The sequence below is a fragment of the Streptomyces sp. NPDC059900 genome (genome assembly GCF_050270335.1).
In the GTDB taxonomy this organism is placed as follows: Bacteria; Actinomycetota; Actinomycetes; order Streptomycetales; family Streptomycetaceae; genus Streptomyces.
In genome coordinates this window covers 62,395-88,227 of the sequence record NZ_JBNNJZ010000003.1, presented here as the reverse complement: position 1 = coordinate 88,227, position 25,833 = coordinate 62,395, and the positions used below count along the sequence as shown (strand labels likewise).

18 protein-coding genes are annotated in these 25,833 nt (G+C 71.2%); 15 read left to right on the top strand and 3 right to left on the bottom strand.

Annotation, left to right across the window (positions count from 1 at the left end; translation table 11 throughout):
- Positions 1 to 2: 2 nt before the first annotated feature.
- The gene (locus tag ACQKIP_RS01425) at positions 3 to 3,155 is read left to right on the top strand and encodes a type I polyketide synthase (RefSeq protein WP_365866008.1); all 3,153 of its coding nucleotides are present in this window, start codon (positions 3 to 5) and stop codon (positions 3,153 to 3,155) included.
- A gap of 75 nt (positions 3,156 to 3,230) precedes the next feature.
- Positions 3,231 to 6,509: a non-ribosomal peptide synthetase gene (locus ACQKIP_RS01420; RefSeq protein ID WP_365866006.1), complete on the top strand. Its 3,279-nt coding sequence runs from the start codon at positions 3,231 to 3,233 to the stop codon at positions 6,507 to 6,509.
- A gap of 82 nt (positions 6,510 to 6,591) precedes the next feature.
- Here the strand turns inward: ACQKIP_RS01420 and ACQKIP_RS01415 are convergent, their stop codons facing one another.
- On the bottom strand, positions 6,592 to 7,359 hold the full coding sequence (locus tag ACQKIP_RS01415; protein WP_365866005.1) for a thioesterase II family protein: 768 nt from the start codon (positions 7,357 to 7,359) through the stop codon (positions 6,592 to 6,594).
- A 304-nt stretch (positions 7,360 to 7,663) separates the two neighbouring features.
- Here ACQKIP_RS01415 and ACQKIP_RS01410 point away from each other — a divergent pair, with 304 nt between their 5' ends.
- Positions 7,664 to 9,241, top strand: coding sequence for an acyl-CoA carboxylase subunit beta (locus ACQKIP_RS01410; protein WP_365866003.1), 1,578 nt, complete (start codon positions 7,664 to 7,666; stop codon positions 9,239 to 9,241).
- A complete protein-coding gene (locus ACQKIP_RS01405) occupies positions 9,238 to 9,522 on the top strand; it encodes an acyl-CoA carboxylase epsilon subunit (RefSeq protein WP_365866001.1) in 285 nt (94 codons plus the stop codon). The genes ACQKIP_RS01410 and ACQKIP_RS01405 overlap by 4 nt, the downstream gene beginning before the upstream one ends.
- Here ACQKIP_RS01405 and ACQKIP_RS01400 read toward each other — a convergent pair.
- Positions 9,439 to 9,942 (bottom strand): hypothetical protein, encoded by a 504-nt coding sequence (locus tag ACQKIP_RS01400; protein WP_365865999.1) that lies wholly within the window; start codon positions 9,940 to 9,942, stop codon positions 9,439 to 9,441. The two genes, ACQKIP_RS01405 and ACQKIP_RS01400, sit on opposite strands and share 84 nt — an antisense overlap.
- A 205-nt stretch (positions 9,943 to 10,147) precedes the next feature.
- Here ACQKIP_RS01400 and ACQKIP_RS01395 point away from each other — a divergent pair, with 205 nt between their 5' ends.
- Positions 10,148 to 10,936 (top strand): alpha/beta fold hydrolase, encoded by a 789-nt coding sequence (locus tag ACQKIP_RS01395; protein ID WP_365865997.1) that lies wholly within the window; start codon positions 10,148 to 10,150, stop codon positions 10,934 to 10,936.
- A gap of 108 nt (positions 10,937 to 11,044) precedes the next feature.
- On the opposite strand, the gene ACQKIP_RS01390 is transcribed toward ACQKIP_RS01395, so the two are convergent.
- On the bottom strand, positions 11,045 to 11,830 hold the full coding sequence (locus tag ACQKIP_RS01390) for a hypothetical protein (RefSeq protein ID WP_365865995.1): 786 nt from the start codon (positions 11,828 to 11,830) through the stop codon (positions 11,045 to 11,047).
- Positions 11,831 to 12,207: 377 nt separating this feature from the next.
- Between ACQKIP_RS01390 and ACQKIP_RS01385 the strand changes: the two genes are divergently transcribed.
- From ACQKIP_RS01385 to ACQKIP_RS01340, 10 genes are all read left to right on the top strand, one after another.
- The gene (locus ACQKIP_RS01385; RefSeq protein WP_365865993.1) at positions 12,208 to 13,587 is read left to right on the top strand and encodes a His/Gly/Thr/Pro-type tRNA ligase C-terminal domain-containing protein; all 1,380 of its coding nucleotides are present in this window, start codon (positions 12,208 to 12,210) and stop codon (positions 13,585 to 13,587) included.
- 91 nt (positions 13,588 to 13,678) lie between these two features.
- Positions 13,679 to 15,796, top strand: coding sequence for an AMP-binding protein (locus tag ACQKIP_RS01380; protein WP_365865991.1), 2,118 nt, complete (start codon positions 13,679 to 13,681; stop codon positions 15,794 to 15,796).
- 73 nt (positions 15,797 to 15,869) lie between these two features.
- Entirely contained in the window at positions 15,870 to 16,511 is a 642-nt protein-coding gene (locus ACQKIP_RS01375) for a cupin domain-containing protein (protein WP_365865989.1), read from the top strand.
- Positions 16,508 to 17,935: an aldehyde dehydrogenase family protein gene (locus tag ACQKIP_RS01370; protein ID WP_365865987.1), complete on the top strand. Its 1,428-nt coding sequence runs from the start codon at positions 16,508 to 16,510 to the stop codon at positions 17,933 to 17,935. Before ACQKIP_RS01375 ends, ACQKIP_RS01370 begins: the two co-directional genes overlap by 4 nt.
- Before the next feature lie 79 nt (positions 17,936 to 18,014).
- The gene (locus ACQKIP_RS01365) at positions 18,015 to 19,250 is read left to right on the top strand and encodes an ATP-grasp domain-containing protein (RefSeq protein ID WP_361390239.1); all 1,236 of its coding nucleotides are present in this window, start codon (positions 18,015 to 18,017) and stop codon (positions 19,248 to 19,250) included.
- Positions 19,247 to 20,677, top strand: coding sequence for an MFS transporter (locus tag ACQKIP_RS01360; RefSeq protein WP_365865985.1), 1,431 nt, complete (start codon positions 19,247 to 19,249; stop codon positions 20,675 to 20,677). The genes ACQKIP_RS01365 and ACQKIP_RS01360 overlap by 4 nt, the downstream gene beginning before the upstream one ends.
- Positions 20,674 to 21,273, top strand: a complete 600-nt coding sequence (locus tag ACQKIP_RS01355) for a PaaI family thioesterase (protein ID WP_365865983.1) — start codon at positions 20,674 to 20,676, stop codon at positions 21,271 to 21,273. The genes ACQKIP_RS01360 and ACQKIP_RS01355 overlap by 4 nt, the downstream gene beginning before the upstream one ends.
- A gap of 199 nt (positions 21,274 to 21,472) precedes the next feature.
- Entirely contained in the window at positions 21,473 to 22,714 is a 1,242-nt protein-coding gene (locus tag ACQKIP_RS01350; protein WP_365865981.1) for an MFS transporter, read from the top strand.
- A 146-nt stretch (positions 22,715 to 22,860) separates the two neighbouring features.
- A complete protein-coding gene (locus ACQKIP_RS01345) occupies positions 22,861 to 24,759 on the top strand; it encodes a 2-oxoacid:acceptor oxidoreductase subunit alpha (protein WP_427741864.1) in 1,899 nt (632 codons plus the stop codon).
- Positions 24,752 to 25,813, top strand: coding sequence for a 2-oxoacid:ferredoxin oxidoreductase subunit beta (locus ACQKIP_RS01340; protein ID WP_365865537.1), 1,062 nt, complete (start codon positions 24,752 to 24,754; stop codon positions 25,811 to 25,813). The genes ACQKIP_RS01345 and ACQKIP_RS01340 overlap by 8 nt, the downstream gene beginning before the upstream one ends.
- Positions 25,814 to 25,833: the final 20 nt, after the last annotated feature.

Sequence of the window (25,833 nt, the reverse complement as noted above, 5' to 3'; positions counted from 1 at the left end):
ACATGACCAACTCCGCGGATCGCACAGCGGACGGCGCGGACCGGGTCCAGCGGGCGCTCCGCACGCTGCTCGAGGAGCGCGACCGGCTCCGCCAGGAGAACGACGCCCTGCGAGCGGGCCGCGGCGAGCCCATCGCCGTGGTGTCCATGGCCTGCCGTTACCCGGGAGGCGTGTCGACGCCCGAGGACCTGTGGGACCTGCTCCGCGACGGCCGTGACGTCGTGGAGGAGTTCCCGAAGGACCGCGGGTGGCGGGACGTGTACGACGCCGACCCCGACGCCGTCGGCAGCACGTACGCGCGCCGGGGAGGTTTCCTGAGCGACGCGGCCGGTTTCGACGCGGGCTTCTTCGGCATCAGCCCGCGCGAGGCGCTCGCGATCGACCCGCACCACCGCCTGCTCCTGGAGACGTCGTGGGAGGTCCTGGAGCGGGCCGGCATCGTCCCCGCCGACGTGCGCGGATCCGAGGTCGGTGTCTTCTCCGGGGTGAGCTCGTCCGAGTACGGGTGGCGATTCCTGGAGGGCGGCCAGAAGGACCTGGAGGGCTACCTCCTGTACGGCAGCGCGCTGAGCGTCGCCTCCGGCCGGGTGGCGTACGAACTGGGCCTGACCGGACCGGCGGTGTCGGTGGACACGGCGTGTTCGTCGTCCCTCGTGGCCCTGCACATGGCGGCGCAGTCACTGCGTTCGGGGGAGTGCTCGCTCGCCCTCGCGGGCGGGGCGACGGTGATGGCGACGCCCTCGTTCTTCGTGGAGTTCGCCCGGCAGCGCGCCCTGTCGGCCGACGGCCGGTGCAAGGCGTTCGCGGACGCGGCCGACGGAACCGGCTGGGCCGAGGGAGTGGGCGTACTGCTCCTGGAGCGTCTTTCCGACGCCCGCCGCAACGGCCACCCGGTCCTCGCCGTCCTGCGCGGTTCCGCCGTGAACCAGGACGGGGCGAGCAACGGTCTGACCGCGCCCAACGGCCGTGCCCAGGAGAAGGTGATCCGCAAGGCGCTGGCGAACGCGGGGGTGTCGGCCTCCGAAGTGGATCTGGTCGAGGCCCACGGCACCGGAACCAAGCTGGGGGACCCCATCGAGGCGGGTGCGGTCCTCGCGACCTACGGGCAGGGCCGTGCGCAGGGCAGGCCGCTCTGGCTGGGGTCCCTGAAGTCGAACATCGGTCACTCCATCGCCGCCGCGGGTGTCGGCGGCGTCATCAAGTCCGTGCTGGCCCTGCGCCACGGGTATCTGCCGAAGACCTTGCACGTGGACGCGCCCTCCCAGCACGTGGACTGGTCGTCCGGTGACGTCGAACTCCTGACGGAGGGGCGCGAGTGGATCCGGACGGACGGTCCGCGGCGGGCCGGTGTGTCGTCGTTCGGAGTCAGCGGCACCAACGCGCACGTGATCCTGGAGGAGGAGCCGCCCTACGAGCCGCCGCAGGTTGCCGGGCAGGAGCCGGCGCAGGAGCAGGCACAGGAGTCCGCGGCGGCCCCCGGTGTCGTCGGCGGCCTCGTGCCGTGGGTGGTGTCGGGCAAGAGCGCGGCGGCCCTGGAGCAGCAGGCGGGCAAGCTGAGCGCGTTCGCCGCCGCCGATCCGGGCGCCGACACCGCCGACATCGGCGCGTCGCTGGTGTCGAGCCGGTCGCGCTTCGAGCACCGCGCGGTGGTCCTGGGCCGCGGCCGTGACGAGCTGGTGAGCGGCTCGGCGGCGCTGGGCCAGGGCACCGAGTCCCCGGCGGTGGTGCGGGGTGTCGCCGGGAAACTCGGCGGCGTCGCCTTCATGTTCCCCGGCCAGGGCTCGCAGTGGGTCGGCATGGGCCGCCAGCTGTACGACAACTTCCCGGTCTTCGCGCAATCCCTCGACGCCTGCGACGCCGCACTGTCCGAGTGGGTCGACTGGTCGCTGCTCGACGTCGTGCGCGGCGTCGAGGGGGCACCGACCCTGAAGCGGGTGGACGTCGTCCAGCCGGCGCTGTTCTCCGTGATGGTGTCCATGGCCGCCCTGTGGCGGTCCTGGGGCGTGGAACCGGCCGCGGTGGTCGGACACAGCCAGGGCGAGATAGCCGCCGCCCACGTGTGCGGCGCGCTGTCCCTGCGGGACGCCGCCAAGGTCGTGGCGCTGCGCAGCAAGGCCCTGGTGGACGTGATCGGGAACGGCGGGATGGCATCGGTCGCGGAGTCCGCGGACGTCGTCGCGGAACGCCTCGCTCCGTGGAGCGACCAGGTGAGCGTCGCCGTGGTCAACGGACCCCGCTCGGTGGTGGTGTCCGGGGAGCCGGACGCGCTCGACGAGTTCGTCGAGAAGATGAAGGCCGACGGCGTCCAGGCGCGGCGGATATCGGTCGACTACGCATCGCACTCCCACCACGTGACCCCGGTCCGGGACCAGGTGATCGACGCGCTGTCCGACCTGAGCCCGAAGACGTCGACGCTTCCCTTCTGCTCGACGCTGTACGGCAGGACCATCGACACCGCGGAGCTGAACGCCGACTACTGGTACAACAACCTGCGCGAGCAGGTCCTCTTCGAGCCCTCCGTGCGCCGGTTGGCCGAGGACGGATTCCGGGTGTTCATCGAGATGAGCCCGCACCCCGTCCTGACCGTCCCGGTGCAGGAGATCGTCGAGGACGTGGACGACGCGCTGGTCCTCTCCTCGTCGCGGCGGGAGCGGGACGAGGTGGAGTCCGTGATCGGCTCCCTTGCCCAACTGCACGTGCGGGGCGGGTCCGTGGACTGGGACGCCCTGTTCGGGACGCGTCGGCGGGTCGACCTGCCGACGTACGCGTTCCAGCGGCAGCGGTACTGGCTCAACTCGTCGCACACGGCCGTCGAGGCGTCCCCGGCGGAGCTGCCATCCGCGGCCGAAGAGCAGGCCGTATCCCTGGCGGACAGGGTCGCCGCCCTCACCGACGACGACGCGAAGGCACTCGTACTCGACCACGTCCTCGAAAAGGTCGCCGTCGTGCTCGGGCACTCCTCCGGTGACCTCGTCGACCCCGACCAGGAGTTCAAGGAGCTCGGATTCGACTCACTCCTCTCGGTGGAGCTGAGCAAGCGCCTGACCGCGTCGACCGGACTCAAACTGCGCGCGAACACGGTGCTGCGGCACCCGTCGCCGCGACGGGTCGCCGAGCACGTCACGACCTCGATGGCCAAGCACGGCCGGGGGTGAACCGACGGTCCCGCGGGCCCGCACGGGCCCCGCGGGACTGTCCCGCCGGCGGGACACCGCAAGGCCGGGAGCGGAGTGTCCCGCCGGGCAACGACTTGTCTTGAACGGCCACATCACTTCCCGGAAGGTGGAAGTGATCCGTGGATTTCTCCGATTCCCGGGCCCGGGCCTTTTTGCTTCGAGGGGTTGATTTCTGTGCGTTCGTTCGGTGCGTCGTCTGCGCATAAAGGATTGTGGCGGGCGCAGGAAATGTTTCCCGACACGCTGAACCATGCGCTGACCATGTGGGACGTGGACGGCGACCTGGACACGGCGGTCCTGGAATCCACGTTCCTGCACGTGATGAACGAGGCGGAGGTGCTGCGCGTCAATTTCGTCGACGGCGACAGCGGACTGCGCCTCGTGCCCCGGGAATTGGGGGACTGGCGGCCGTTCTTCCTGGACCTGAGCGCCGAGGCCGACCCCGAGCAGGCGGCGCGCGAGGCGCTGGCCGACCTGCTGCGGCAGCCGTTCGACCTGGCGCGGGACCTGCTCTTCCGCCTCGGCGCGGTGAAGCTCGGGGCGAACCGCACCCTCCTGGTGATCGCCTACCACCACCTCATATCGGACGGGTTCGGCTCGGGCGGCCTCCTCTCGCGGCGCCTGGCCGAGGTGTACACCGCGCTGGCACAGGGCGAGAAGGCACCGGAGCCCGCGCACCCGTGGGACGCCGAGTCGTTCGCGACCGGCGCGACGGAGTACCTCGCCTCCGAACAGGCCACCGAGGACACGCAGTTCTGGCGCGACTACCTGAAGGACGCGCCCGCGCCCGCCCAGGTACCGCGCGTCGCCCTGTCCGACGCCCGGCGGTCCGCGCTCGACGCACCGACGGGCAGCGCCGACCGCTGGGGCGAGCTGACCGAACCCCTCGGCATGGTGAGCCGCACCCTGAGCGTCGGCCGCGCCGAGGCGGACGCGTGGGCCGAGACCGCCACGTCCATGGGCGTATGGACGTCGTCGCTGCTGACCGCGGCCACCGCGGTGTTCCTGCGGCACCGCTGCGACCGTCCGGAGTTCCTCCTCTCCCTGGCCGTGGGCAACCGGGTCGGAGCGGCCAGCAGGACGCCGGGTCTCGCGGTGAACGTGGTGCCGGTGCGGGTGAAGGTTCCGCTCGGCGCGACCTTCACGGAGATCGCCGACGCGATCGGCGACGAGACGTACGACATCTTCGACCACACCGCCAGCCACTACTCGGAGATCCAGCGCGCGAGCGGCACCGTCCTGGACGCCCGCGGCAGCTTCGGCGCCGTCGTGAACGTCGTCGACTTCGTGGAGCGGCTGCACTTCGCGGACAGCCCGGCGCGCTACCTCGGCGGGACGACCGGTGTCTTCGACGAACTCTCGATCGCCGTCTACAACGACGGGAGCGCCGACAGTGACCTGTTCATCCGGCTCGACGCCCCCGCGAGCCTGTACTCCCGCGCGGAGCTTCGCTCCATCGGCGAGGACCTCATCGCGTACATCCGCGCCGCGGTGGCCGCGGGCGAGCAGCCGGTCGGCGCCCTTGACGTGGTGAGCGGAGCCGAGCGCGACCGGCTCCTGACGGCGCGGGACGACACGGACGCGCAGGTGCCGGAGGCGACCGTCGCGGAGCTGTTCGCGCGGCAGGTCGAGCAGGATCCCGATGCCGTCGCGGTGGTGTCGGGGGACTCCTCGGTCTCGTACCGTGAGCTGGACGAGCGCTCCAGCCGGCTGGCCCGGTCGCTGCGCGGCCGGAACGTGGGCCCCGAGACGGTCGTGGCGGTGGCCATGCCCCGATCGGCGGACCTGGTCGTCGCCCTCCTCGGCGTGGTGAAGGCGGGCGGCGCCTACCTGCCGATCGATCCGGCCCTCCCGGCCGCCGGGATCAAGTCGGCGGTCGAGGACGCTTCGGCGAGCCTGCTGCTCACCGACGCGACGACGCCCGGGCCGCTCCCCTCCGACGCCGGTGTTCCGGTGATCGCCTTCCACGACATCGCTTCCGACGGGTCCGGCGACGACAGCGGCGGTGCGGGCGAGATCCCCGTACCGTCGCATCAGGACAGCCTGCTGGCCGTGTCGTACGGATACGCGCCGACCGGTGAGAGCACCGTGATCGCCGTGACGCACGGCAACGTGCGGCGCTTCGTCCTGGACCGCCGCCGACAGGAAGCAGGCGCGAGCACGGTGCTGTGGCATGCGCCGCACACCGCCGATGTGCTCGCCGTCGAAGTGTGGGCGCCTCTGCTGAACGGCGGCCGGGTGGCCGTCGCTTCTGCCGGAAACCTGGACGCCGACGCGCTGACCGAGGCGCGGGCCGCGCACGAGATCTCCTCGGTGTGGCTGCCCGCGGGCCTGTTCTCGGAGATCGCGGCACAGCGCCCCGAACTTTTCGCCGGACTGCGCGAGGTGTGGACCGGCGGCGACCGCGTGTCCGCGGCCGCGCTGCGACGGGTACGGGAAGCCTGCCCCGGCCTGACGGTCGTCGACGCCCACGGCCCGACGGCCACGAATGAGCTTGCCGCGTCCGCCCGCTACGTCCTGGGCCCGGGACTCGCGCCCGTTCCCGTGGGCGTGACCGGAGAGCTGTACGTGGCGGGACCCGGCGTGGCGCGCGGATATCCCGGGCACCCGGGCCGGACCGCGCGGAGCTTCGTGCCCTGCCCGTTCGGTCCGGCGGGCGGCCTGATGTACCGCACCGGTGAGCGGGTGCGGTGGGCCGCCGACGGACGCATCGAGTACGTGGGCGGTGCCGGTACGCGCACCGATGTACGCGGGGTCCGGGTGGAGTTGACCGAGGTCGAGGAGGCGCTGTCCGAGTACACCGGCCTCGCCCGGTCGGTGGTGGTCGTCCGGCAGGACGACACCGGGCAGCAGCGCCTCGTGGCCTATGTGGTCCCGGCGGGCGGCCGTACCCTCGCGGCCGAGGAGCTGCGCCGGTTCGCCGCGGGGCGGTTGCCGGAGACGATGGTGCCCTCGGTGTTCACGGTCGTCGAAAGCCTGCCGGTGACCGCCGACGGGAGGGTGGACCGGGCGGCGCTGCCGAAGCCCGTGTTCGACGACGGGAAGTACCGCGCACCGCGCAACGACACCGAGCGCGTTCTGGCCGCGGCCTTCGCCGAGGTGCTCGAACTTGACCGGGTGGGCATCGACGAGGACTTCTTCGACCTCGGCGGCAACTCGCTGCGGGCGATCAGGCTGGTCGGCCTCATCCGGTCGGAGCTGAACCAGGAGGTGTCGATCCGCAGGCTGTTCGCGGCGCGCACCATCACCGGTCTCTCGGACATGTGGAAGGACCTCGCCCGGTCCAACAGGCCGACCCTGCGCAGGAGGACGAGGGAGGGCGCGGTCGTCTGAGCGGGCGAGAAAAGGGCCTCCCGGTGGTGTCCGGCCCGACGTGAGTCGGCCGAACACCACCGGGAGGCCCTGTCGCTTGTACTCAGGCAGCGGCAGCGGTGGTCCCGGCGAGCAGCCCCTCGGTGATGGCCGCGGCGACCTCGCCGACGTGGTCGCCGATGTAGAAGTGGCCGCCGGCGAACACCTTGAGGGCGAAGTCGCCGCTGGTCTGCTCCCGCCAGGTGCCCGCCTCCGAGACCGTCACCATCGGGTCGCTGTCGCCGACCAGGACGGTCAGCGGAGTGGCGAGCGGCTCTCCGCCGCCCCAGCGGTACGTGGCAAGGGCCCGGTAGTCGGCCCGCAGCGCCGGCAGCACGATCTCCAGGATGTCCGGGTCGTCGAGCATGCTCTGATCGGTACCGCCCAGCTTGCGCACCTCGGCCAGCACGTCGGCGTCCTCCTCGGGAAGCCCGCGTGCCCTGTTCAGGGGGTCGGGCGCGCCCCTGCCGGAGAGGAAGAGCCGCTGGGGCGAAGGCAGTCCGCGCCGGTCGAGCAGCCGGGCCGTCTCGAACGCCACCAGCGCGCCCATGCTGTGCCCGAACAGGGCGTAGGGCCGTCCGGGGTCGGCGGCCAGATCGTGGGCCAGCTCGTCGGCCACGGCCTCGACGAGCGGGGCGATGGCGGTGAACGGCGCGTCGCCGTAACGGTCCTGGCGCCCCGGGTACTGCACGGACACCACGTCGAAGTCGGCGGGCAGCGTACGCGCCAGGTCCACGTACGCCGTCGCGGAACCCCCCGCGTGCGGGAAGCACACGAGCCGCGTCCCGCGCCCCGCGGTCTTGGTGAAGCGTCGGAACCACGTGCTGTTCATGGTGGGTGTGTCCCTTCGTCTGTGCCGGTCATGCCGGTCAACCGCTCGCACCGCACCGGCGGCGGGCATGAGGAAGGCCCGCCGGTGCCCTCGGGGGATGTGGGGCGCCGGCGGGCGGTTCGGTGCTCCGCGCGGGCTTGTGGCACGCACGGGAGCTCACGACCCGAGGATCCCGCCGCGGGCTCGACGGATGCTCGCGCGCCGGTCGAGCGCGGGCCCGTCGTCATCCGGTGCTCTAACCGGCTTCGAGTGGCACGGCAGAAGCTGGTGGGTGGGTCATCACGATGGCTGGAAGGGGAAGCTCATGACGGCTCTGGACGACAGGCCGGTCGGGCAGCAGCGCGGCACGGTGGCCGAGCTCGAGGCCGTACGTGACGCCGCGCGCCGGGGGCCCGGCGACAGGGCCACCGAGGCGCAGCACGCCAAGGGCAAGCTCACGGCCAGGGAGCGGCTGCGGCTCCTCTTCGACGACGGCAGGTTCACCGAGGTCGAAGGGTTGCGCAGACACCGGGCGAGCGGCTTCGGCCTGGAGGACAAGCGCCCCTACACCGATGGTGTGATCACCGGCTGGGGCCGGGTGTTCGGACGTACCGTCTTCGCCTACGCCCACGACTTCAGGATCTTCGGCGGCTCCCTCGGCGAGGCGCACGCCGAGAAGATCCACAAGATCATGGACATGGCCGCCACCGCGGGCGCCCCGATCGTCGGCCTGTGCGACGGAGCCGGGGCGCGCATCCAGGAAGGGGTGACCGCGCTCGCCGGATACGGCGGGATCTTCCAGCGCAACGTCCGCAACTCCGGGGTCATCCCGCAGATCAGCGTGATGATGGGACCGTGCGCGGGCGGGGCGGCCTACTCCCCGGCGCTGACCGACTTCGTGTTCATGGTGCGCGGCACCTCGCAGATGTTCATCACCGGCCCCGACGTCGTACAGGCCGTCACCGGGGAGCAGATCAGCCAGAACGACCTGGGCGGCGCCGACACCCACGCCACGGTCTCCGGGGTGGCGGGATTCGTGTACGACGACGAGGCGAGCTGCCTCGCCGATGTCCGCTACCTGCTGTCCTTCCTGCCCTCCGACAACCGTGAGCAGCCGCCGGCGGAACCCAGCGCCGACCGGCCCGACCGGCTGACGCCCGCCATGCTCGACCTGGTGCCGTCCGACGCCAAGCAGTCGTACGACATACGGAAGGTCATCGGGGAGTTCGTCGACGCGGGCGACTTCTTCGAGGTGCACGAGTTCTGGGCGCCCAACGTGGTGTGCGCCCTGGCCCGGATGGACGGCCATGTCGTCGGCGTCGTCGCCAATCAGCCCGCCTCGCTCGCCGGGGTCCTCGACATCAAGGGCAGCGAGAAGGCGGCTCGTTTCGTGCAGATGTGCGACTCGTTCAACATCCCGCTCATGACGCTGGTGGATGTGCCGGGCTTCCTGCCCGGCGTCGACCAGGAGCACGGCGGCATCATCCGGCACGGCGCCAAACTCCTTTACGCGTACTGCAACGCGACGGTCCCCCGCATCCAGCTGATCCTGCGCAAGGCCTACGGCGGCGCGTACATCGTCATGGACTCGCGCTCCATCGGCTCGGACCTCTCGCTGGCCTGGCCCGGCAACGAGATCGCGGTGATGGGGGCAGAGGGAGCCGCCAACGTCATCTTCCGGCGCGAGATCGCGGCCTCGGAGGACCCCGAATTCACGCGCACACAGCACATCAAGGAGTACGAGGACCAGCTCATGCACCCGTACTACGCCGCCGAACGCGGCCTGGTGGACGATGTCATCGACCCCGCGGAAACCCGCGTACGGCTGATCGACGCCCTCTCCGTGCTGCGCGACAAGCACGTGGCACGGCCCGCCCGCAAGCACGGGAACCAGCCCCAGTGAGCGCGGGGGAGGAGCGGCCGCGCCGGGCCGCCGCGGACACGGCGGGACCGCTGCTCGTCGTCACGGCGGGCAACCCGACGTCGGAGGAGCTGGCCGCCGTCACCGTGGCCCTGCTCGACCTCGCCCGGGTCCGGCCCGCCGAGCCCGTCGCACCGCCGTCCCAAGCCGCCTGGCACCGCGTCCCGGTGGGTGGCGGGTCAGGCGGCGGGGCAGAGCCGCGCGGGGTCGGCCGGGGCCGTGTGCACGGGACGCACGGCGGCCGTCGCGGCCGTGGCCTGTGAGTGGCTGCGGGCGAAGACGACCAGGCGCAGGACGGCGAAGCGGGCGACTCCTGCGAGTGCGGATGCGGAGAGGTAGACGACCTGTTCCAGGACCGCGCCGGGCGTGGCCACCAGCTGCTGCAGGAGCAGCATCGCCAGGCAGGTCACGGTGTAGGCGGCGGCCGCCGATCCGGCGGACTGCGCGTGCTGGCGCCGGGTCGCGTGCCGGCCCGCGCCAAAGGTGAAGCGGGCGTGGAGTTCAGTGGCGAGAAGTGTGGAGGCCGCGGTGACGAAGGCGTTGGCGAGGCTCCAGGGGATACATGAGGCGAGGGCCGCCACCGCGAAGCTGGAGGTGATCCCGACTCCGCCGCCGCAGAGCGTGAAACGGGCGAAGGCGGAGCAGGCGCCGGGCGCCGCCTGTCGGCTGTGCGCTGCTTCCATGACTCCACCCCTTTTGACCGCTCGGATGTTTCTGATGAAGAAAACGCTACGTTGCATTTACTGATCAGGCAATCGATTCGTTGCGCAACAACAGCATTAATGCAGGTAGTGGCGGTAAAATCGTTGCAACTGGCTAAATATTAATGCAACGATTTCTCTAGGTTCGTTGCAATGAATTAGAGAAGAAAGCTATGGGGAGCGCACCATGCCGTACGTCGATGCCAACGGGATCCGTCTCTACGTCGAGGACCGCGGCCAGGGCTCCGCGCTGGTGCTGCTGCACGGCACCGGCACCAGCGGCCGGGTCTGGGACGCGCAGCTCGCGGACCTGTCGAGGGACCACCGGATCGTCGCCGTCGACTCGCGCGGCTGCGGTCGCTCGGACCGGCCCGTCGTGGGTAACACCATCGCGGGCAACACCGCGGACGTCCTCGCCGTGATCGACGCGCTGGACCTGGACCGGCCCGTCGTGGTGGGCAGTTCGGTCGGCGCGGTGTTCGCGATCGAGGCGGCGCTCGCCGCGCCGGGCCGCATCGGCGGGATCATCTCGATCGACGGCCCCGGCTACTGGCCGGCCGTCGCGCTGGGCGACAAGCTCGTGGAGGTCGCCGCCGCCACCGACCGGGCCGCGCAGTTCGCCGAGTGGGTGCCCACGTGGTACAGCCCGGCGGCGTCCCCGGAGCTCGTCGCCTCGACGCTGCGGCAGATTCTGGAGTCCAGCGAGCACGTCGACGAACTGTTCGCCGACGGCGCCTCGTACGACCCGCGCGAGCGGATCCGTGAACTCGACGTTCCGGTGCTGTTCCTGCACGGCGCCCTGGACGCCTCGATCCCCTGCGAGGTGTCGCGGGTCCTGGCCGGTCTCGCCCCGCAGGGCACCTTCCGGCTCATCGAGGGCGCGGGCCACATGCCGCACCAGGAGCGGCCCGAAGCGGTGAACGAGGCGGTACGGGAGGCCGTGTCGCGGCTGGCCGCACCGCAGCTGGTCGTGTGATCCGGTACGGGCCGCTCCTGGTGAGGAGCGGCCCGGTCACGGTGTCTTCGGTACTGAGCAGGTGTCTTCGGTACTGCGCAGGTGAACTGAGCGGTCCCGGAACGCCGTTCAGGCCGTCGGCTCCTCGCCGAGCGCCCGGCGCACGATCGCGCTGATGTCCTGACCCTGCATGAGCCCGGCGAGCTCGGTGCGCAGCCACGCCACCTTCTCGTCGGCGACCGCCGGGTGGATGCCCGGCACCGGCTTCTCCGCGGCCGCCTGGAGGAAGGCGGCGATGGCGTGCTCGGCGACCTTGCGCTTGTCGGTCTCCTGGACGGTGAGGACCAGCTGAAGCGAGTCCTCCTCGCCGACGACCGAGGGGCAGGCGTGGCTCGGCGGCAGATAGACGGCGCTCGTACGGTGCAGGGTGATGGTCACCGGCACCCGCCCGTAGGCAAGGTCCCAGCTGCTGCTTCCGTCCAGCTGGAGCACGAACGTGTGGTCGCCCGCGGCGGCCGGACGCGGAGCGAGGGTGCCCGCGGGGCTCAGCACCAGGGCTGCCTGCGCGTCGGCGGCGCCGAGGTCCTCGCACAGCGCGGTGAGGAGGTCCGCGATGCCGGGAAGCCACTCGCCGGGACCGTCGAAGCGGACGCTCTCGCCGCCCGCGAAACGCTCCTGAGCGGCCGGGTCGCGCTTCCAGAGATCGGCCTGTGTGGCCGTGTCGGGAAGCGCGCGGCAGTGGAAGGACGCGGGCCTGATGCCCCACACCTCGCCGAAGAAGGAGTCGGTGTCCCCGACGATGCCGGCGAGCCGGATCGGCAGATTGCGCACACCAGTACCCGTGGTGGTGGCTCCCGAAGGGGCGGTTGCCGGCAAGCGGGCGCCTTGGGAGGTGGGATCGAGCGCGACGGTCATGGCTGCGTACCTTCCTGCTCCGCACAGTGACGGGCACCCACGTTATGAGTGCCGCGGCGGCGGGGGCAATCGGAAGGGTCGGCCCCTCAAGGGGAATTCCAGCGCTTCTGGATCGGGCAGGGGCAGCTAATTCATATACCACTGGCCATAGGTGAACTCCCCTGCCGAAAAACAATCCGGAACACCGCGAAGATCACCATCTTCGCAGCTCAAGGCGGTGCGCACCGCTCCCGAAGCCGTCTGCCCCAATCCGCTGGAATCCCGCTTGAGTTCGGCTGCACAGCTGGCAGCAATTCGTTGACGCACTTCGCAGGCCCTCCTAGTTTCTCGTCCCGTCACGGCGAACTCTCGCAGCGATGGACCCCGGAGGGAGATTCATGGGCCAGGTAGTGGACGTCCAGATACTCGACGGCTCAGGAAACGTCCTCTGGCGGGGATCGGAGGCCGACTACCCCGCCGCCCTCGGTGCCATCGACCCCGACAACTCGGCGCTGCGCATGCTCGCCGACGGGGACCCCGAGCACCGCTGCGCACGCGACGACGTCATGCGCACCGCCGAGACCCTGCAACTCGTCAGCCGCCGCGGCACACCACGCGGCTTCCTCACGACCCTGCCGCGCGGCGCGGTCCTCGAGGCGGGCGTCGAGGCCTTCAACGCACAGCACCTCGCGGGTCTTGAGATCAACACCGTGCACTTTCCGCTGGTGTTCGACGGCTCCTCCGAGCCGATGCGCGAACTGACCAGCCAGTACGCCGAGCAGTCCCGGATGTTCGAGCTCGCGGAGGGCGACGGCAAGCTCAAGCTCGCCTACGCGGCCGACCCCAACCTCTTCGCCTGGCTCAAGGACTCCGTCCTTGAGCGCGCCAGGCTGCCGTACGCGATGTACAGCCCGCAGCCGGTCTTCCGCCGCTTCAAGTCCGGCGAGACCAACATCCAGCGCCGCCGCCAGTTCAACGTGCCCGACGTGCACATCTGGTGCCACCCCGACGATGTCGCCGAGCGCTATCTGCACGCGCTCCAGCAGGCCGCGGACGCCACCGCCTACTGGTTCCAGCACGACTACGTCCACGTCCTGGACTCCGTCGCGGGCACCAGCCACGACACCGACGACTTCCACCGGCAGTGCGCCAAGGCCGCGGGCGGCATCACCGTCGTACGCCGTCTCGCCGCGCACCCCAAGTACTACGCGCAGAAGACCGGCATCCTCGTCTCGTCGGGCTACGACCTCGTGATGCTCCAGAACCTCCAGCTCGACGAGGTGAACGCGCCCCGCTTCAACATCCGCACGGACACCGGTGAACACCCGAGCCTCATCCACGCCTGCGTCGCCATGGGCGGCTCACGGGTCCTTCCGCTGGTCATCGGCCGGGGCCTGGCCGGCATCGGACCGCAGGTCATCCCCGCGGAACTGGCCTGGAACCAGGTGGTTTTCCTGCCGCTTGCCGAGAAGCACGTGGGCCGCGCCTACGAGCTGGCGGGCCCGCTGTGGATCGACGGCGTACGCACCGCGGTCGACCTGGAGTTCAAGCGGCCGATCGGGGCCCGCATCGGCCGCCTGAGGCGCGAATGGCAGCCGCTGTACTGCGTGGTCGGCGACCGCGAACTGAACGAGCAGCCGCGCTTCCAGGCCGGCAGCGGACCCGGCATCAACCAGGACTACCAGGAGTTCCTGGCCGAGCAGCTGCCCGGCTGGCTGCGCTGCCGCCCCGCCACGCCGGTCGGCGCCGCGCCCCTGCCGTTCGCCAACGCGTCCTGAGCAGGCAACGCCTCCTGAGCAGGCGCGCCTCCTGACCAGGCGTGCCGCCTTGTGAACAGGTCCTGAACTGCACCGCGGAAGGTACCTCCCCATGACTGACTGGCCCCACCTCCTTGCCGGGCTCCCCGCGGGCGCCCGGGTAGTGGTCCGATGTCCCAGCGGTCAGCGCCTGGCCGATGTGCTGACCGCCTGCTTCGAACGGCGTCTGGTGTGTGTGCCGCTCTCCCCGCGCGCCACCGACGCGGAACTCGCCGAGCTCGCCACCAGGGTCGCCGCCTCCGCCGTCCTCGACGGGCCCACCGCACAGGCCCGCCCCCTGCCGGGCGACCCCGGCCACCCGGAGGCCGAAGGCCTGGCGTACATCATGTTCACCTCGGGCTCCACCGGCCGCCCCAAGGGCGTCAAGATCGGCCGGGACGCCCTGCTCGGCAACGCCCTCAAGACCGCCGAGCTGCACCGCTTCCGCCCCGACCGGCCGCACGGCACCTGCCTGCCGCTGTTCCACTGCAACGCCATCGTCATGTCGCTGACCGGCACCCACGCCACCGGAACGCCCCTGGTGCTCTCCCACCCGTTCGACGCGTTCCGCTACTTCAAGGAACTCGACGCCGCAGGCGCGCGGACGGCGTCCATCGCCCCCGCCCTCCTGCACGACCTGGTCGAGGCGAACCCGCCCTGGCCCGACGGTCTCGACTACCTGATCACCGCCGCCGCCCCGCTCACCAGCGACCTGGCCCGCCGCTTCCACGACCGGTACGGGCCGCGCCTGCGCCAGGGCTACGGCCTGACCGAAGCGGTCAACTTCAGCTTCGTCATGCCGAGCCTGGACAGCGCGGACTTCCGCGAGCAGTACGTCGACCACCGGCCGCCCGTCGGACTGCCGCTGCCCGGCACCGAACTGCGCCTGGAGGACGGCGAGGTGTGGCTGCGCACCCCCGACCGCATGGACGGCTACTGGGCCGACCCCGAAGCCACCGCCCGCGCCCTCACCGACGACGGCTGGCTGCGCACCGGCGACATGGGCGAACTGCGCGACGGCTTCCTGGTGCTGCGCGGGCGCCGCGACGACCGGGTCAACCGGGGCGGCGAGAAGTACCACCCCGTCGAGATCGAACAGCGCTGGCGCGCACGCGGCCTCGACACGCGCTTCGCCGCCGTCGCCGTCGCCGAACCCGCCCTCGGGCAGGACTTCGGGCTTGTCGCCGAAGGCGCCGACGCCGCACGCCTCCGCGCGGTCTACGAGGGCGGCTTCCCGCGCCCCCTCGCGGTCGACGGCGGGGGATTCGCGACCACCGAGACCGGTAAGCCGCGCCGCTCGCTGATGGGCCGCCGCCTGGCCGCCCTGCGCGACAGCGGCCCGCGCTACGAAGACCTCGTCGGATACGCCGTCACCGCGGCCCGCACCCTCGTCGAAAGCCCGCACCGCCCCGCCACCGCCCAGGCAGGCCACGTGCACCAGCAGGCTCTCGCCCTCGTCGCGGCCTTCCCCGACGCGGCGCCGGTGGCGGGCACACCGCGCAGCGCGGCGCACGACTCCCTGGACGCCCTCGTGTCCGGCTGGCCCGAGTTCGCCGCGGGCACGGCCACCGGCGAGGAACTGATGCAGCGCCACCGCGGCCTGTGGCGAAGGCTCATGACCGAGTGGCCCATGGGCAGCTACCCCGACCTCGCGGCCCGCACCCTGGAGGCCGCCGGACTCCTGACCGGGCGCGTCCTCGAAGTCGGCTCCGGCGTGGGCAACACCACCGAGCGCATCGCCCACCGCGTCGACGGCGAGTTCGTCTGGTCCGACCGGCTGCCCGAACTCGTCGCACGCGGCCGCTGGCCCGGTACCGGCGCCGTCCTGGACCTCGACCGCGAACCCCCGGCGGACCTCGGCACGTTCGACACCATCGTGGCCACCAACGTCGTGCACTGCGTCGCCGACAAACCGGCCACCCTGCGCCGGCTGCACGACCTGCTCGTCCCCGGCGGACGGCTCGTGCTCGCCGAGGGATCGAGCCCCACCACCGGCGAAGGCGCCCCCTGGGCACTGGACTTCCTCTTCGGCCTCTTCGACGGCTGGTGGGACCGCGGCGGCTTCCGCACCCGCTGGGAGTGGCTCGCGCTCATGGAGTCCGCCGGGCTCCACCGGCCCGGCTTCTCCGCCCTGCGCGCCGGACCGTACGACCTGGGCGGCGTCGTGTGGGCGTCCCGCCCCGCCCGCTGAGCCTTCCCCGTCGGCGCCCCGCGTCCTCCACCGGGCGTCTCCTCCGTACCCCTCCACACCTCAAGGAGCCGGCATGGCCACCGCCACCGAGACCGTCGCCACCGAGACCGCCGCCACCGAGACCCTCACCACCGGGACCACCGCCGAGGAGACGACCCGCATCGCCGCCCCCGGCCAGTCCACGCTGAACATCGTCGACTGGGCCATGAGCCGCGTCACCGAGGACGCCACCGACCTGCACATCGACCACGGCCTGCGCCCCGTGCACGTCCACGGCTCCGCCGCCACCGGCCAGGCCCTGGTCTCCAACGGAGCGGTCGGCGCCGACGTCATCCGGCTCCCGGCGGGCCACGGTTTCCTGCCGCACACCCACCCCGGCCACCACATCCTCATCGTCGTCGGCGGCGAGGGCACCATCACGTACGACGGCCGCGTCTACCCCACCCACGCCGGTCAGATCTACCTGGTCGAGGGCGAGGTGCCGCACGCCGTCGGTGCCATCACCGACCATGTCATCGTCGCCGTCGGCTCCCCGCACAAGCACATCGACGCCGAGGACCGCATGGCGCCCGTGCCCTACGAGGAGGTCGTCGCCCCCGACGGCGACCTGACCTGCCTCATCTGCGACATCAGCGCCATCGCCCCCAAGCGGCTGCACGACGAGAGCTGTCACCACTGCCCGTGCAAGGACTGTGCGGCACGGGAATCCCGATGACAGCCGCAACGATGACCGCCGCGCCGACGACCGCCGCAACGACGACCGCCGCGCCGACGACCGCCGCAACGACGACCGCCGCGCCGATCCGGCTCATCGACCCGCGCACCGGACACGTACGCGGCGAGAGCCCCAACGGCCGCGAACACGACATCGCCCGGGCGGTGGACGCCGCCCGCAAGGCCACCGGCCGCTGGGCCGCGTACACGCCACGCGAACGCGCCTACCGCCTGGACCGGCTCGCCGACCTCATCGAGGAGAACGCCGACCAGTACACGGCCCGCGAGCAGGCAGGCACCGGAAAGCCCCGCGCCGAAGTCATGCAGGAGATCGGCGAGGCCGCCGACCTGTTGCGCTTCTACGCCTGGGCGGCACGCACCGCCACCGCGCCCGCGGCCGGCGGGCTCAAGGCGGGCCACGAGAGCTGGGTGCGCTGGGAGCCGATCGGCGTCGTCGCCGGCGTCGTGCCGTGGAACTACCCGCTGATGATGGCCGCCTGGCGCTGCGCACCGGCGCTCGCCGCGGGCAACACCGTCCTGGTCAAGCCCGCCGAGTCGACGCCCGACTCGCTCGACCTGCTCGCCTCCCACGCCGCCGACGCGCTCGGCCCCGACGTGCTTGCCGTCGTCACGGGGGACCGGCACACCGGGCGTCTCCTCGTGGACAGCGACGTCGACATGATCGCCTTCACCGGCAGCAACGCCGCGGGCGCCGACGTCCAGACGCGGGCCGGCATCCGCCGCGTCAGCCTCGAACTGGGCGGCAACAGCCCGGTCATCGTGCTGCCCGACGCGCCCGGACACACCTACGCCGACCTCGCCGCTGCCTGTACGTACAACGCGGGCCAGAGCTGCGCGGTGCCCGCCCGGGTGATCACCCTGGAGGAGAACTACCGCGACACGGTGCAGGCGCTCGGCGAGGCCATGTCCGAGCGGCTCGCCGGACGTGACTTCGGGCCGCTCAACAACGCGGACCAGGCGGCGCGCTACGACCGCATCGTGGCCGCCGCGGGCGCGGACCGCGACGTGACCGCGCCGCTGGCCACCGGGCCCGGCGAGGAGAACGGCTACTGGCGCGGCGCCCGCCTCCTGGCCGACCTGCCCGACGACAGCCCCGCCCTCACCGAGGAGGTCTTCGGGCCGCTGCTCACCGTGCAGAGCGCCCGCGACCTCGAACACGCCCTGGACATCGCGCACTCGGTGCCCCAGGCGCTCGCCGCCAGCGTCTGGACCAAGGACCTCGGGCACGCGCTCGACCTGGCGGGGCGGCTCGACGCCGGCGAGGCATGGGTCAACTGCCACCTGGTGCAGACCGCCGAACTCCCGCACGGCGGGCGCGGCGCCTCCGGCCAGGGCACCGACCTGAGCGTCCTCGCCCTGCACGAGTACCAGCGCCCCAAGACCGTCACGGTCCGCATCGGCTGACCGCCCTTCTTCGAAGCCCTGAAGCCGTGAAGCCCTGAAGATCCGAAGCTCCGAAGCCCGCCCCGACGAAGGACCCCCCATGAAGATCGCCATCGTAGACGGCTATTCGACCGCCCGTTTCCTGGTCGGGGAACTGACCGGGCGCGGCGCCGACTGCCTCCACCTGCGCAGCCAGGAACACCCGCCCGCGGTGTACGCCCGCGCCTTCGACGCCACCGCCTACCGGGAGGACTTCGGCTGGTTCGCCCGCTCGTCGCACGCGGCGGCCGCCCTCGCGGAGGCGGGCGTCGACCGCGTCGTGGCGGGCACCGAGTCCGGCGTCCTGCTCGCCGACGAGCTCAACCACCTGCTCGGCCTGCCCGGCAACGCACCCGAGACGGCCGAGGCGCGGCGCGACAAGGCCGCCATGGCCAAGGCGCTCAGGGCCGCCGGGATCACCGCCGTCGAGGACACCGAGGTCGCCACCGCCGAGGAGGGCCTCGCCTGGTTCCACGACCGCGGGGGCCGCCCGGTGGTCGTCAAGCCGCGTGCCAGCGCGGGCAGCGACAATGTCTGGGTCTGCCATACCGCGGAGCAGGTCACCGCCGCCTGCCGCAGGGTGCTGGCCGACACCGACTTCTTCGGTACGCCCAACCACACGGCGCTCGTTCAGGAGTACCTGGACGGCCCCGAGTACCACGCCGACTCCGCCTCGCTCGACGGCGAACACAAGATCGCCGAAGTGTGGCGCTCCACCCGGCTGCCGCAGGGCAACGGGGCGTTCGTCTACGACTACGAGGAGCCCCTCCAGGCCGACGACCCGGTCGCCGTCCAGATCTCGGCGTACGTCAAGGACGTCCTGACCGCCCTCGGCATCCGCAACGCGGCCGGACACAGCGAACTGCGCATCACCGAGCGCGGCCCGGTGCTCCTGGAGACCGGTGCGCGGCTCATCGGCGGCATCCTGCCGCACGTCGCCGAGGAGCAGTCGGGCGTCTCCCACGTCAGCCTGCTCACCGACACCCTCGTCGACCACGCCGCGTTCGCCGCGTTCGACGACACCACCGTGCGCTGGGCCAAGCCCACCCGGTGGGTGTCCCTCATCAGCGACCGCGCGGGCACGGCCACCACCGACACCTGGCGCGACACGCTGACCCAACTGCCCACCTTCCAGGGCCTGGTGAGCCGCATCGGACCGGGCAAGCCGGTGCCCGCCACGGTGGACCTGGCCTCGTCGCCCGGCTTCGTCTACCTCGTGGGCGACCACCACGACGACGTGCGGCGCGACTACGAGGCGCTGCGTGCCGCCGAGACGAAGGGCTTCTACCTGTCGTGAGCGCCGAATCCGCCTCCGCGAAGAACCCGAAGAAGAACTCGAAGGAGAACGCGAAGGAGAGCAAGAAGGAGAGCAAGAAGGAGGACGCCAAGCCCGACCCGTCCCTCGCCGGTCCGCTGCGCGTCTTCGTCCTCGTCTCCCTCCTCGACTCCCTGGGCACCGGCCTCTACCTGGCCGGCAGCGCCGTCTACTTCGTCCGCATGGTCGGCCTCTCCCCGGCCCAGCTCGGCCTCGGCATGACCATCGCCGGATGCGCCGGGTTCCTCGCGACCGTCCCCGTCGGCCTGCTCGCCGACCGGCTCGGCGCGAAACGCGTCCTGACCGGCCTGCAACTCTGGCTCGCGGTCACCTTCACCGCGCTCGCCTTCGTCGACGGCCCGCTCGCCTTCGCCGTCGTCTGCTCGCTGATGGTCATCGCCGAATGCTCCGCGCCCCCGATGATCCAGGCCGTCGTCGCCGACCTGATGCGGGGCAGCGGCCAGGTCAACGCGATGGCCCGCATCCGCACCGTGCGCAACATCGGTTACGCGGCGGGCTCGCTGCTCGCCGTACCGCTGATGGCCACCGACACCCGCTGGGCGTTCCAGGCGCTGCTCATCGCCAACGCCGCGTCCTACGTCGTGGCGGCGCTCCTCCTGCGCGGGGTCAAGCTGCGGGCGACCGTACGGACGGCGGCGCGGCCATCCGGCGCCCGTCGCCGCCTGCGCCCTGAGCTGCCCAAGGGCCTCGGCGACCGCCGCTTCCTCGCGGTGACCGGGATCAACGGCGTCCTCGTACTGCACAGCACGGTGCTCAACGTCGGCCTGCCTTTGTGGATCGTGGAGAACACGGAGGCGCCGGTCGTGACGGTCCCGCTGCTCTTCGTCCTGAACAGCGCGCTGGTGATCGGTCTCCAGGTGCGGTTCAGCCGGGGCGCCGACACGCCAGGCCGCAGCCGCCGCGTCCTCTACTACGCGGGTGTCGCCCTGGCGGCCACCTGTGTGCTGTTCGCCCTCAGCTCGGAGCCCGGCCCTGTCGGTGCCGTGGTCCTCCTGACCCTCGCCGTGCTCGCCCTGACGGCGGGCGAACTGTGGCAGGCCATCGCGGGCTGGGCCCTGCCGGTCGACCACGCCCCCGAGGGGCGGCGCGCCGAGTACCTCTCGGTGTTCAACCTGGGCGTCACCGTGCAGGGCATCCTCGGCCCGCTCCTGGTCACGGCGCTGATCACACTGCGGGGCACGGGCTGGCTGCTGCTCGCCGGGGCGTTCGCGCTGTGCGCGGTGCTCGCCGGGCCGTTGGTCGCGGCGCTGGAGAGGTCACGCAAGGCGTCGGAGGAGACGGCGACTTCCGACGGGGGCACGGTGTCCTTGCCCGAGGGCGGGGCGCCCTTGCCCGAGAGCGCGGTGTCCTTGCCCGAAGGCGCGGTGGCCACCGGGGAGCCACGGTGACCGGCGCGCCCGCGGCCTCCGAGCGCACCACACCGCCCCCGCACGCCCGCGTCCCCGCCTCGCCCGTGACGGCGGGGCAGGGTCGCGTCAGGCTGCCCCACACCCCGGACCACGCGTCCTGCTTCGCCTGCGGACCCGGCGTTCCGTCCGGACTCGGCCTGCGCGTCACCGACACCGACGAGCAAGGCGTCACCGCCCTCGTGACCCTCGACGACGTGCACCAGGGCGCGCCCGGCATCGCCCACGGCGGCATCGTGGCCGCCGTACTCGACGAGGCCACCAGCCTCGCGGTGTGGCACGTACTGAACCGCCCGAACGTCACCGGCCGCCTGGAGATCCAGTTCCTCGCCCCGGTCCCGCTCGGCCGCCCGCTGCGACTGCGCGCCACGTGCACCGCCGTACACGGCAGGAAGGCCTACGCGACCGCCGAGCTGCACACGGACGGGCCGGACGGGCCCGGCGGGACGGTGGCGGCCACCGCCGCGGCCGTCTACATCGCCGTACGGCAGGACCACTTCGACCACCCCGACCGGCACACCGCAGGCACGGCGGAGCCCCGCGTCCCCACACCCGCCGGCACCGCGCCCTGCCCCTGAGACCCGAAGGCACCACTGCTCACGACCGACTGACCGACCGACCGCTCGCGCGACGGCCCTTCCCCGAGGACGGACGATGACCTCCACCCTGCCCAACCCACCAGTCACCGAGGCACCATCCGCGCCACCAGCTCAACCTGCCCCAACACCCGTACCGGTTCAGACGTCCGCCGAACCCGCGCCCTCCTCCAGCAGACGCGTGGCGATCGCCGGGATGATCGGCTCCACCGTCGAGTGGTACGACTTCTACCTCTACGGCACCGCCACCGCGCTGGTCTTCAACGAGCTGTTCTTCTCCAGCCTCGACCCGGTGACCGGCGTCCTCGCCGCGTTCGGCACCTACACGGTCGGCTTCCTCGCCCGGCCGCTCGGCGCCGCCGTCGCCGGACACATCGGCGACCGCCTGGGACGCAAGCCCGTCCTGGTCGCCTCGCTGTTCGTGATGGGCCTGGCCAGCGCACTCGTGGGGCTCCTTCCCACCTACCGGCAGGCGGGGCTGATCTCGCCGCTCTTGCTCGTTCTGCTGCGCCTGGTGCAGGGCTTCGCGGTCGGCGCCGAACAGGGCGGCGCCGCGGTGCTCACCGTGGAGAGCGCGACAGCGAAACGCCGCGGCCTGTGGGGCAGCTTCGCCATGTCCGGGTCGTCCCTGGGCCTGCTGCTCTCCTCAAGCGCCTTCGCCCTCACCCAGTGGCTCACGGACGACAAGGCGTTCCTCGCCTGGGGCTGGCGCGTGCTGTTCCTGTCCAGCGTCGTGCTGATCGTCGTGGGCCTGGTGCTGCGGGCCACGTTGCAGGAGCCGAAGGTGTTCACCACCGCCCAGCCCGCCGAGAAGCCGCTGCGCGACATCGTGCGCCACCACCGCGCCCCGCTGTTCCAGGCCATCGGCATGCGCATCTCGCAGACCGGAGCCTCGTACTTCTACACGGTCTTCGTGCTGTTCTATCTGACCGAGCAGACAGGCCACCCCAAGAGCCTCGGCGTGACCGCCGTGACGATCAGCGCGGCCGTCAGCATGCTCACGTCCCCGCTGTGGGGCGCGGCATCGGACCGCTTCGGACGGCGGCCCGTCTTCCTGTTCGGCGCGATCGGCAGCGCGCTGTACGTCGTGCCGTTCTTCCTCCTCGTCCAGAACGGCTCGGCCACCGTCATCGTGCTGTCGGTCGTGATCGGCGTGAACGTCTTCCACGACGCCATGTTCGGCCCGCAGGCGGCCTGGTTCAGCGAACTCTTCCGCACCGACATGCGCATGAGCGGCGCCTCCCTCGGCTACCAGACGGGCGCGGTGCTCGGCGGCGGCCTGCTGCCCCTGGTGGCCACTTCCCTCTACCTACTCGCCGCGGAGACACCGTGGCTGGTGTGCGGCTACTTCCTGCTCCTGTCCGCCCTGACCATCACGGCCGCACTGCGGGCACCGGAGACGCGCGGGCGTGATCTGGGCTGAGTTTTCCCGCACTCCGTGGCGCCACGAGCACCGCTCGACCGGCGTTGCATAGCCTCTGAGCGGTGTACGACCCTGCACCGCTACGCGTGTCCGCCGACGTGTCTGCCTGCGCTCGCGGACCAGCAATGACAGGAGCAGACACACGCATGACCGTGCAAACAACTGCCGCCAGCGGGGCAGGGCCGCTAGACAAAGAGGTCCGCCGTCTGGATCGGGTGATCATTCGCTTTGCGGGTGACTCGGGTGACGGTATGCAGCTGACGGGTGACCGGTTTACTTCGGAGACGGCGTCGTTCGGGAATGATCTGTCGACGCTGCCGAATTTCCCGGCGGAGATCCGGGCGCCTGCCGGGACGCTGCCGGGGGTGTCGTCCTTCCAGCTGCATTTTGCCGATCATGACATCCTGACGCCGGGGGATGCGCCGAATGTGCTGGTGGCGATGAATCCGGCGGCGTTGAAGGCGAATATCGCCGATGTGCCGCGCGGTGCGGAGATCATCGTGAATACGGACGAGTTCTCCAAGCGGGCGATGGCGAAGGTCGGCTATGAGGCCTCGCCGCTGGAGGACGGGTCGCTGGACGGCTACAGCGTGCATCCGGTGCCGCTGACCACGCTGACGGTGGAGGCGCTGAAGGAGTTCGATCTGTCGCGCAAGGATGCGGGCCGGTCGAAGAACATGTTCGCGCTGGGGTTGCTGTCGTGGATGTATCACCGGCCGACCGAGGGCACGGAGAAGTTCCTGCGGTCGAAGTTCGCCAGGAAGCCCGATATCGCGGAGGCGAACATCGCGGCGTTCCGGGCGGGCTGGAATTTCGGGGAGACGACGGAGGATTTCGCGGTCTCCTATGAGGTGGCGCCGGCGGCGCAGGCGTTCCCGGCGGGCACCTACCGCAATATTTCGGGGAATCTGGCGCTGTCGTACGGGTTGGTCGCGGCGGGCCGGCAGGCGGATCTGCCGTTGTATCTGGGTTCGTATCCGATCACTCCGGCCTCCGACATCCTGCACGAGCTGAGCAAGCACAAGAATTTCGGGGTGCGGACCTTCCAGGCGGAGGACGAGATCGCCGGGATCGGCGCGGCGCTGGGCGCCGCGTTCGGCGGCAGTCTGGCGGTGACCACCACCTCGGGTCCCGGTGTGGCGCTGAAGTCGGAGACGATCGGCCTTGCGGTGTCGCTGGAGCTGCCGTTGCTGGTGGTGGACATCCAGCGGGGCGGGCCGTCGACGGGGTTGCCGACCAAGACCGAGCAGGCCGATCTGTTGCAGGCGATGTACGGGCGCAATGGTGAGGCGCCGGTGCCGATCGTGGCGCCGAAGACGCCGGCGGACTGCTTCGACGCCGCGTTGGAGGCGGCGCGGATCGCGGTCACCTACCGCACCCCGGTCTTCCTGCTGTCCGACGGTTATCTGGCCAACGGCTCCGAGCCGTGGCGGATCCCGGACCCGGAGGAACTGCCGGACCTGCGGGTGCAGTTCGCCTCGGGGACCAACCACACCGAGGCCGACGGCACCGAGGTGTTCTGGCCCTACAAGCGCGACCCGCAGACCCTGGCCCGCCCCTGGGCGATCCCGGGCACGCCGGGCCTTGAGCACCGGATCGGCGGGATCGAGAAGCAGGACGGCACCGGCAACATCTCCTACGACCCGGCCAACCACGACTTCATGGTCCGCACCCGCCAGGCCAAGATCGACGGAATTGCCGTGCCAGACATGGACGTTGACGACCCTTCAGGCAGGGCGCGCACTCTCGTCCTGGGCTGGGGCTCGACGTACGGGCCGATCACCGCGGCTGTACGCCGCCTGCGCAGCTCGGACGAGGCAATCGCTCAGGCCCATCTGCGCCACCTCAACCCCTTCCCGTCCAATCTGGGCGAGGTCCTGCACTCGTACGACAAGGTGGTGATCCCGGAGATGAACCTGGGCCAACTCGCCACCCTCATCAGGGCTAAATATCTCGTGGACGCGCACTCGTACAACCAGGTCAACGGAATGCCGTTCAAGGCGGAACAGCTGGCCACGGCTCTCAAGGAGGTCATCGATGACTGACTCCGGTAACGGGCTGCTGCAACTTGTGCCCAAGGCCGAGGCCAAGCAGTCCATGAAGGACTTCAAGTCCGACCAGGAGGTGCGGTGGTGCCCGGGCTGCGGGGACTACGCCGTCCTGGCCGCCGTGCAGGGCTTCATGCCCGAACTCGGCCTGGCCAAAGAGAACATCGTCTTCGTCTCCGGCATCGGCTGCTCCAGCCGCTTCCCGTACTACATGAACACCTACGGGATGCACTCCATCCACGGCCGCGCCCCCGCCATCGCCACCGGACTCGCCTCATCCCGCCGCGACCTGTCCGTGTGGGTGGTCACCGGTGACGGCGACGCGCTGTCGATCGGCGGCAACCACCTCATCCACGCCCTGCGCCGCAACGTCAACCTCAAGATCCTGCTCTTCAACAACCGCATCTACGGGCTGACCAAGGGCCAGTACTCCCCCACCTCCGAGGTCGGCAAGATCACCAAGTCCACGCCGATGGGCTCCCTCGACGCGCCCTTCAACCCCGTCTCCCTGGCCATCGGCGCCGAGGCATCCTTCGTGGCCCGCACCGTGGACTCCGACCGCAAACACCTCACCAGCGTGCTGCGCGAGGCCGCCGAACACCCCGGCACCGCCCTGGTCGAGATCTACCAGAACTGCAACATCTTCAACGACGGCGCCTTCGAAGTCCTGAAAGACAAACAGCAGGCCGAGGAAGCCGTCATCCGCCTCGAACACGGGCAGCCCATCCGCTTCGGCCCCGACCAGTCCAAGGGCGTCGTCCGCAACCCGGCCACCGGCGACCTCGAAGTCGTCCCCGTCACCCCCGAGAACGAGCGCGACATCCTCGTCCATGACGCGCACTCCACCTCACCCACCACGGCGTTCGCCCTCTCCCGCCTCGCCGACCCCGACACCCTGCACCACACCCCCATCGGCGTCTTCCGCGACATCCAACGCCCCGTCTACGACACCCTCATGGCCGACCAGCTCGACACCGCCATCGAACAGAAGGGCAAGGGCGACCTCACCGAACTCCTCACGGGCGGCGACACCTGGACCGTCGTCGGTTGACGTCGCCCAGCCCCCGTCGT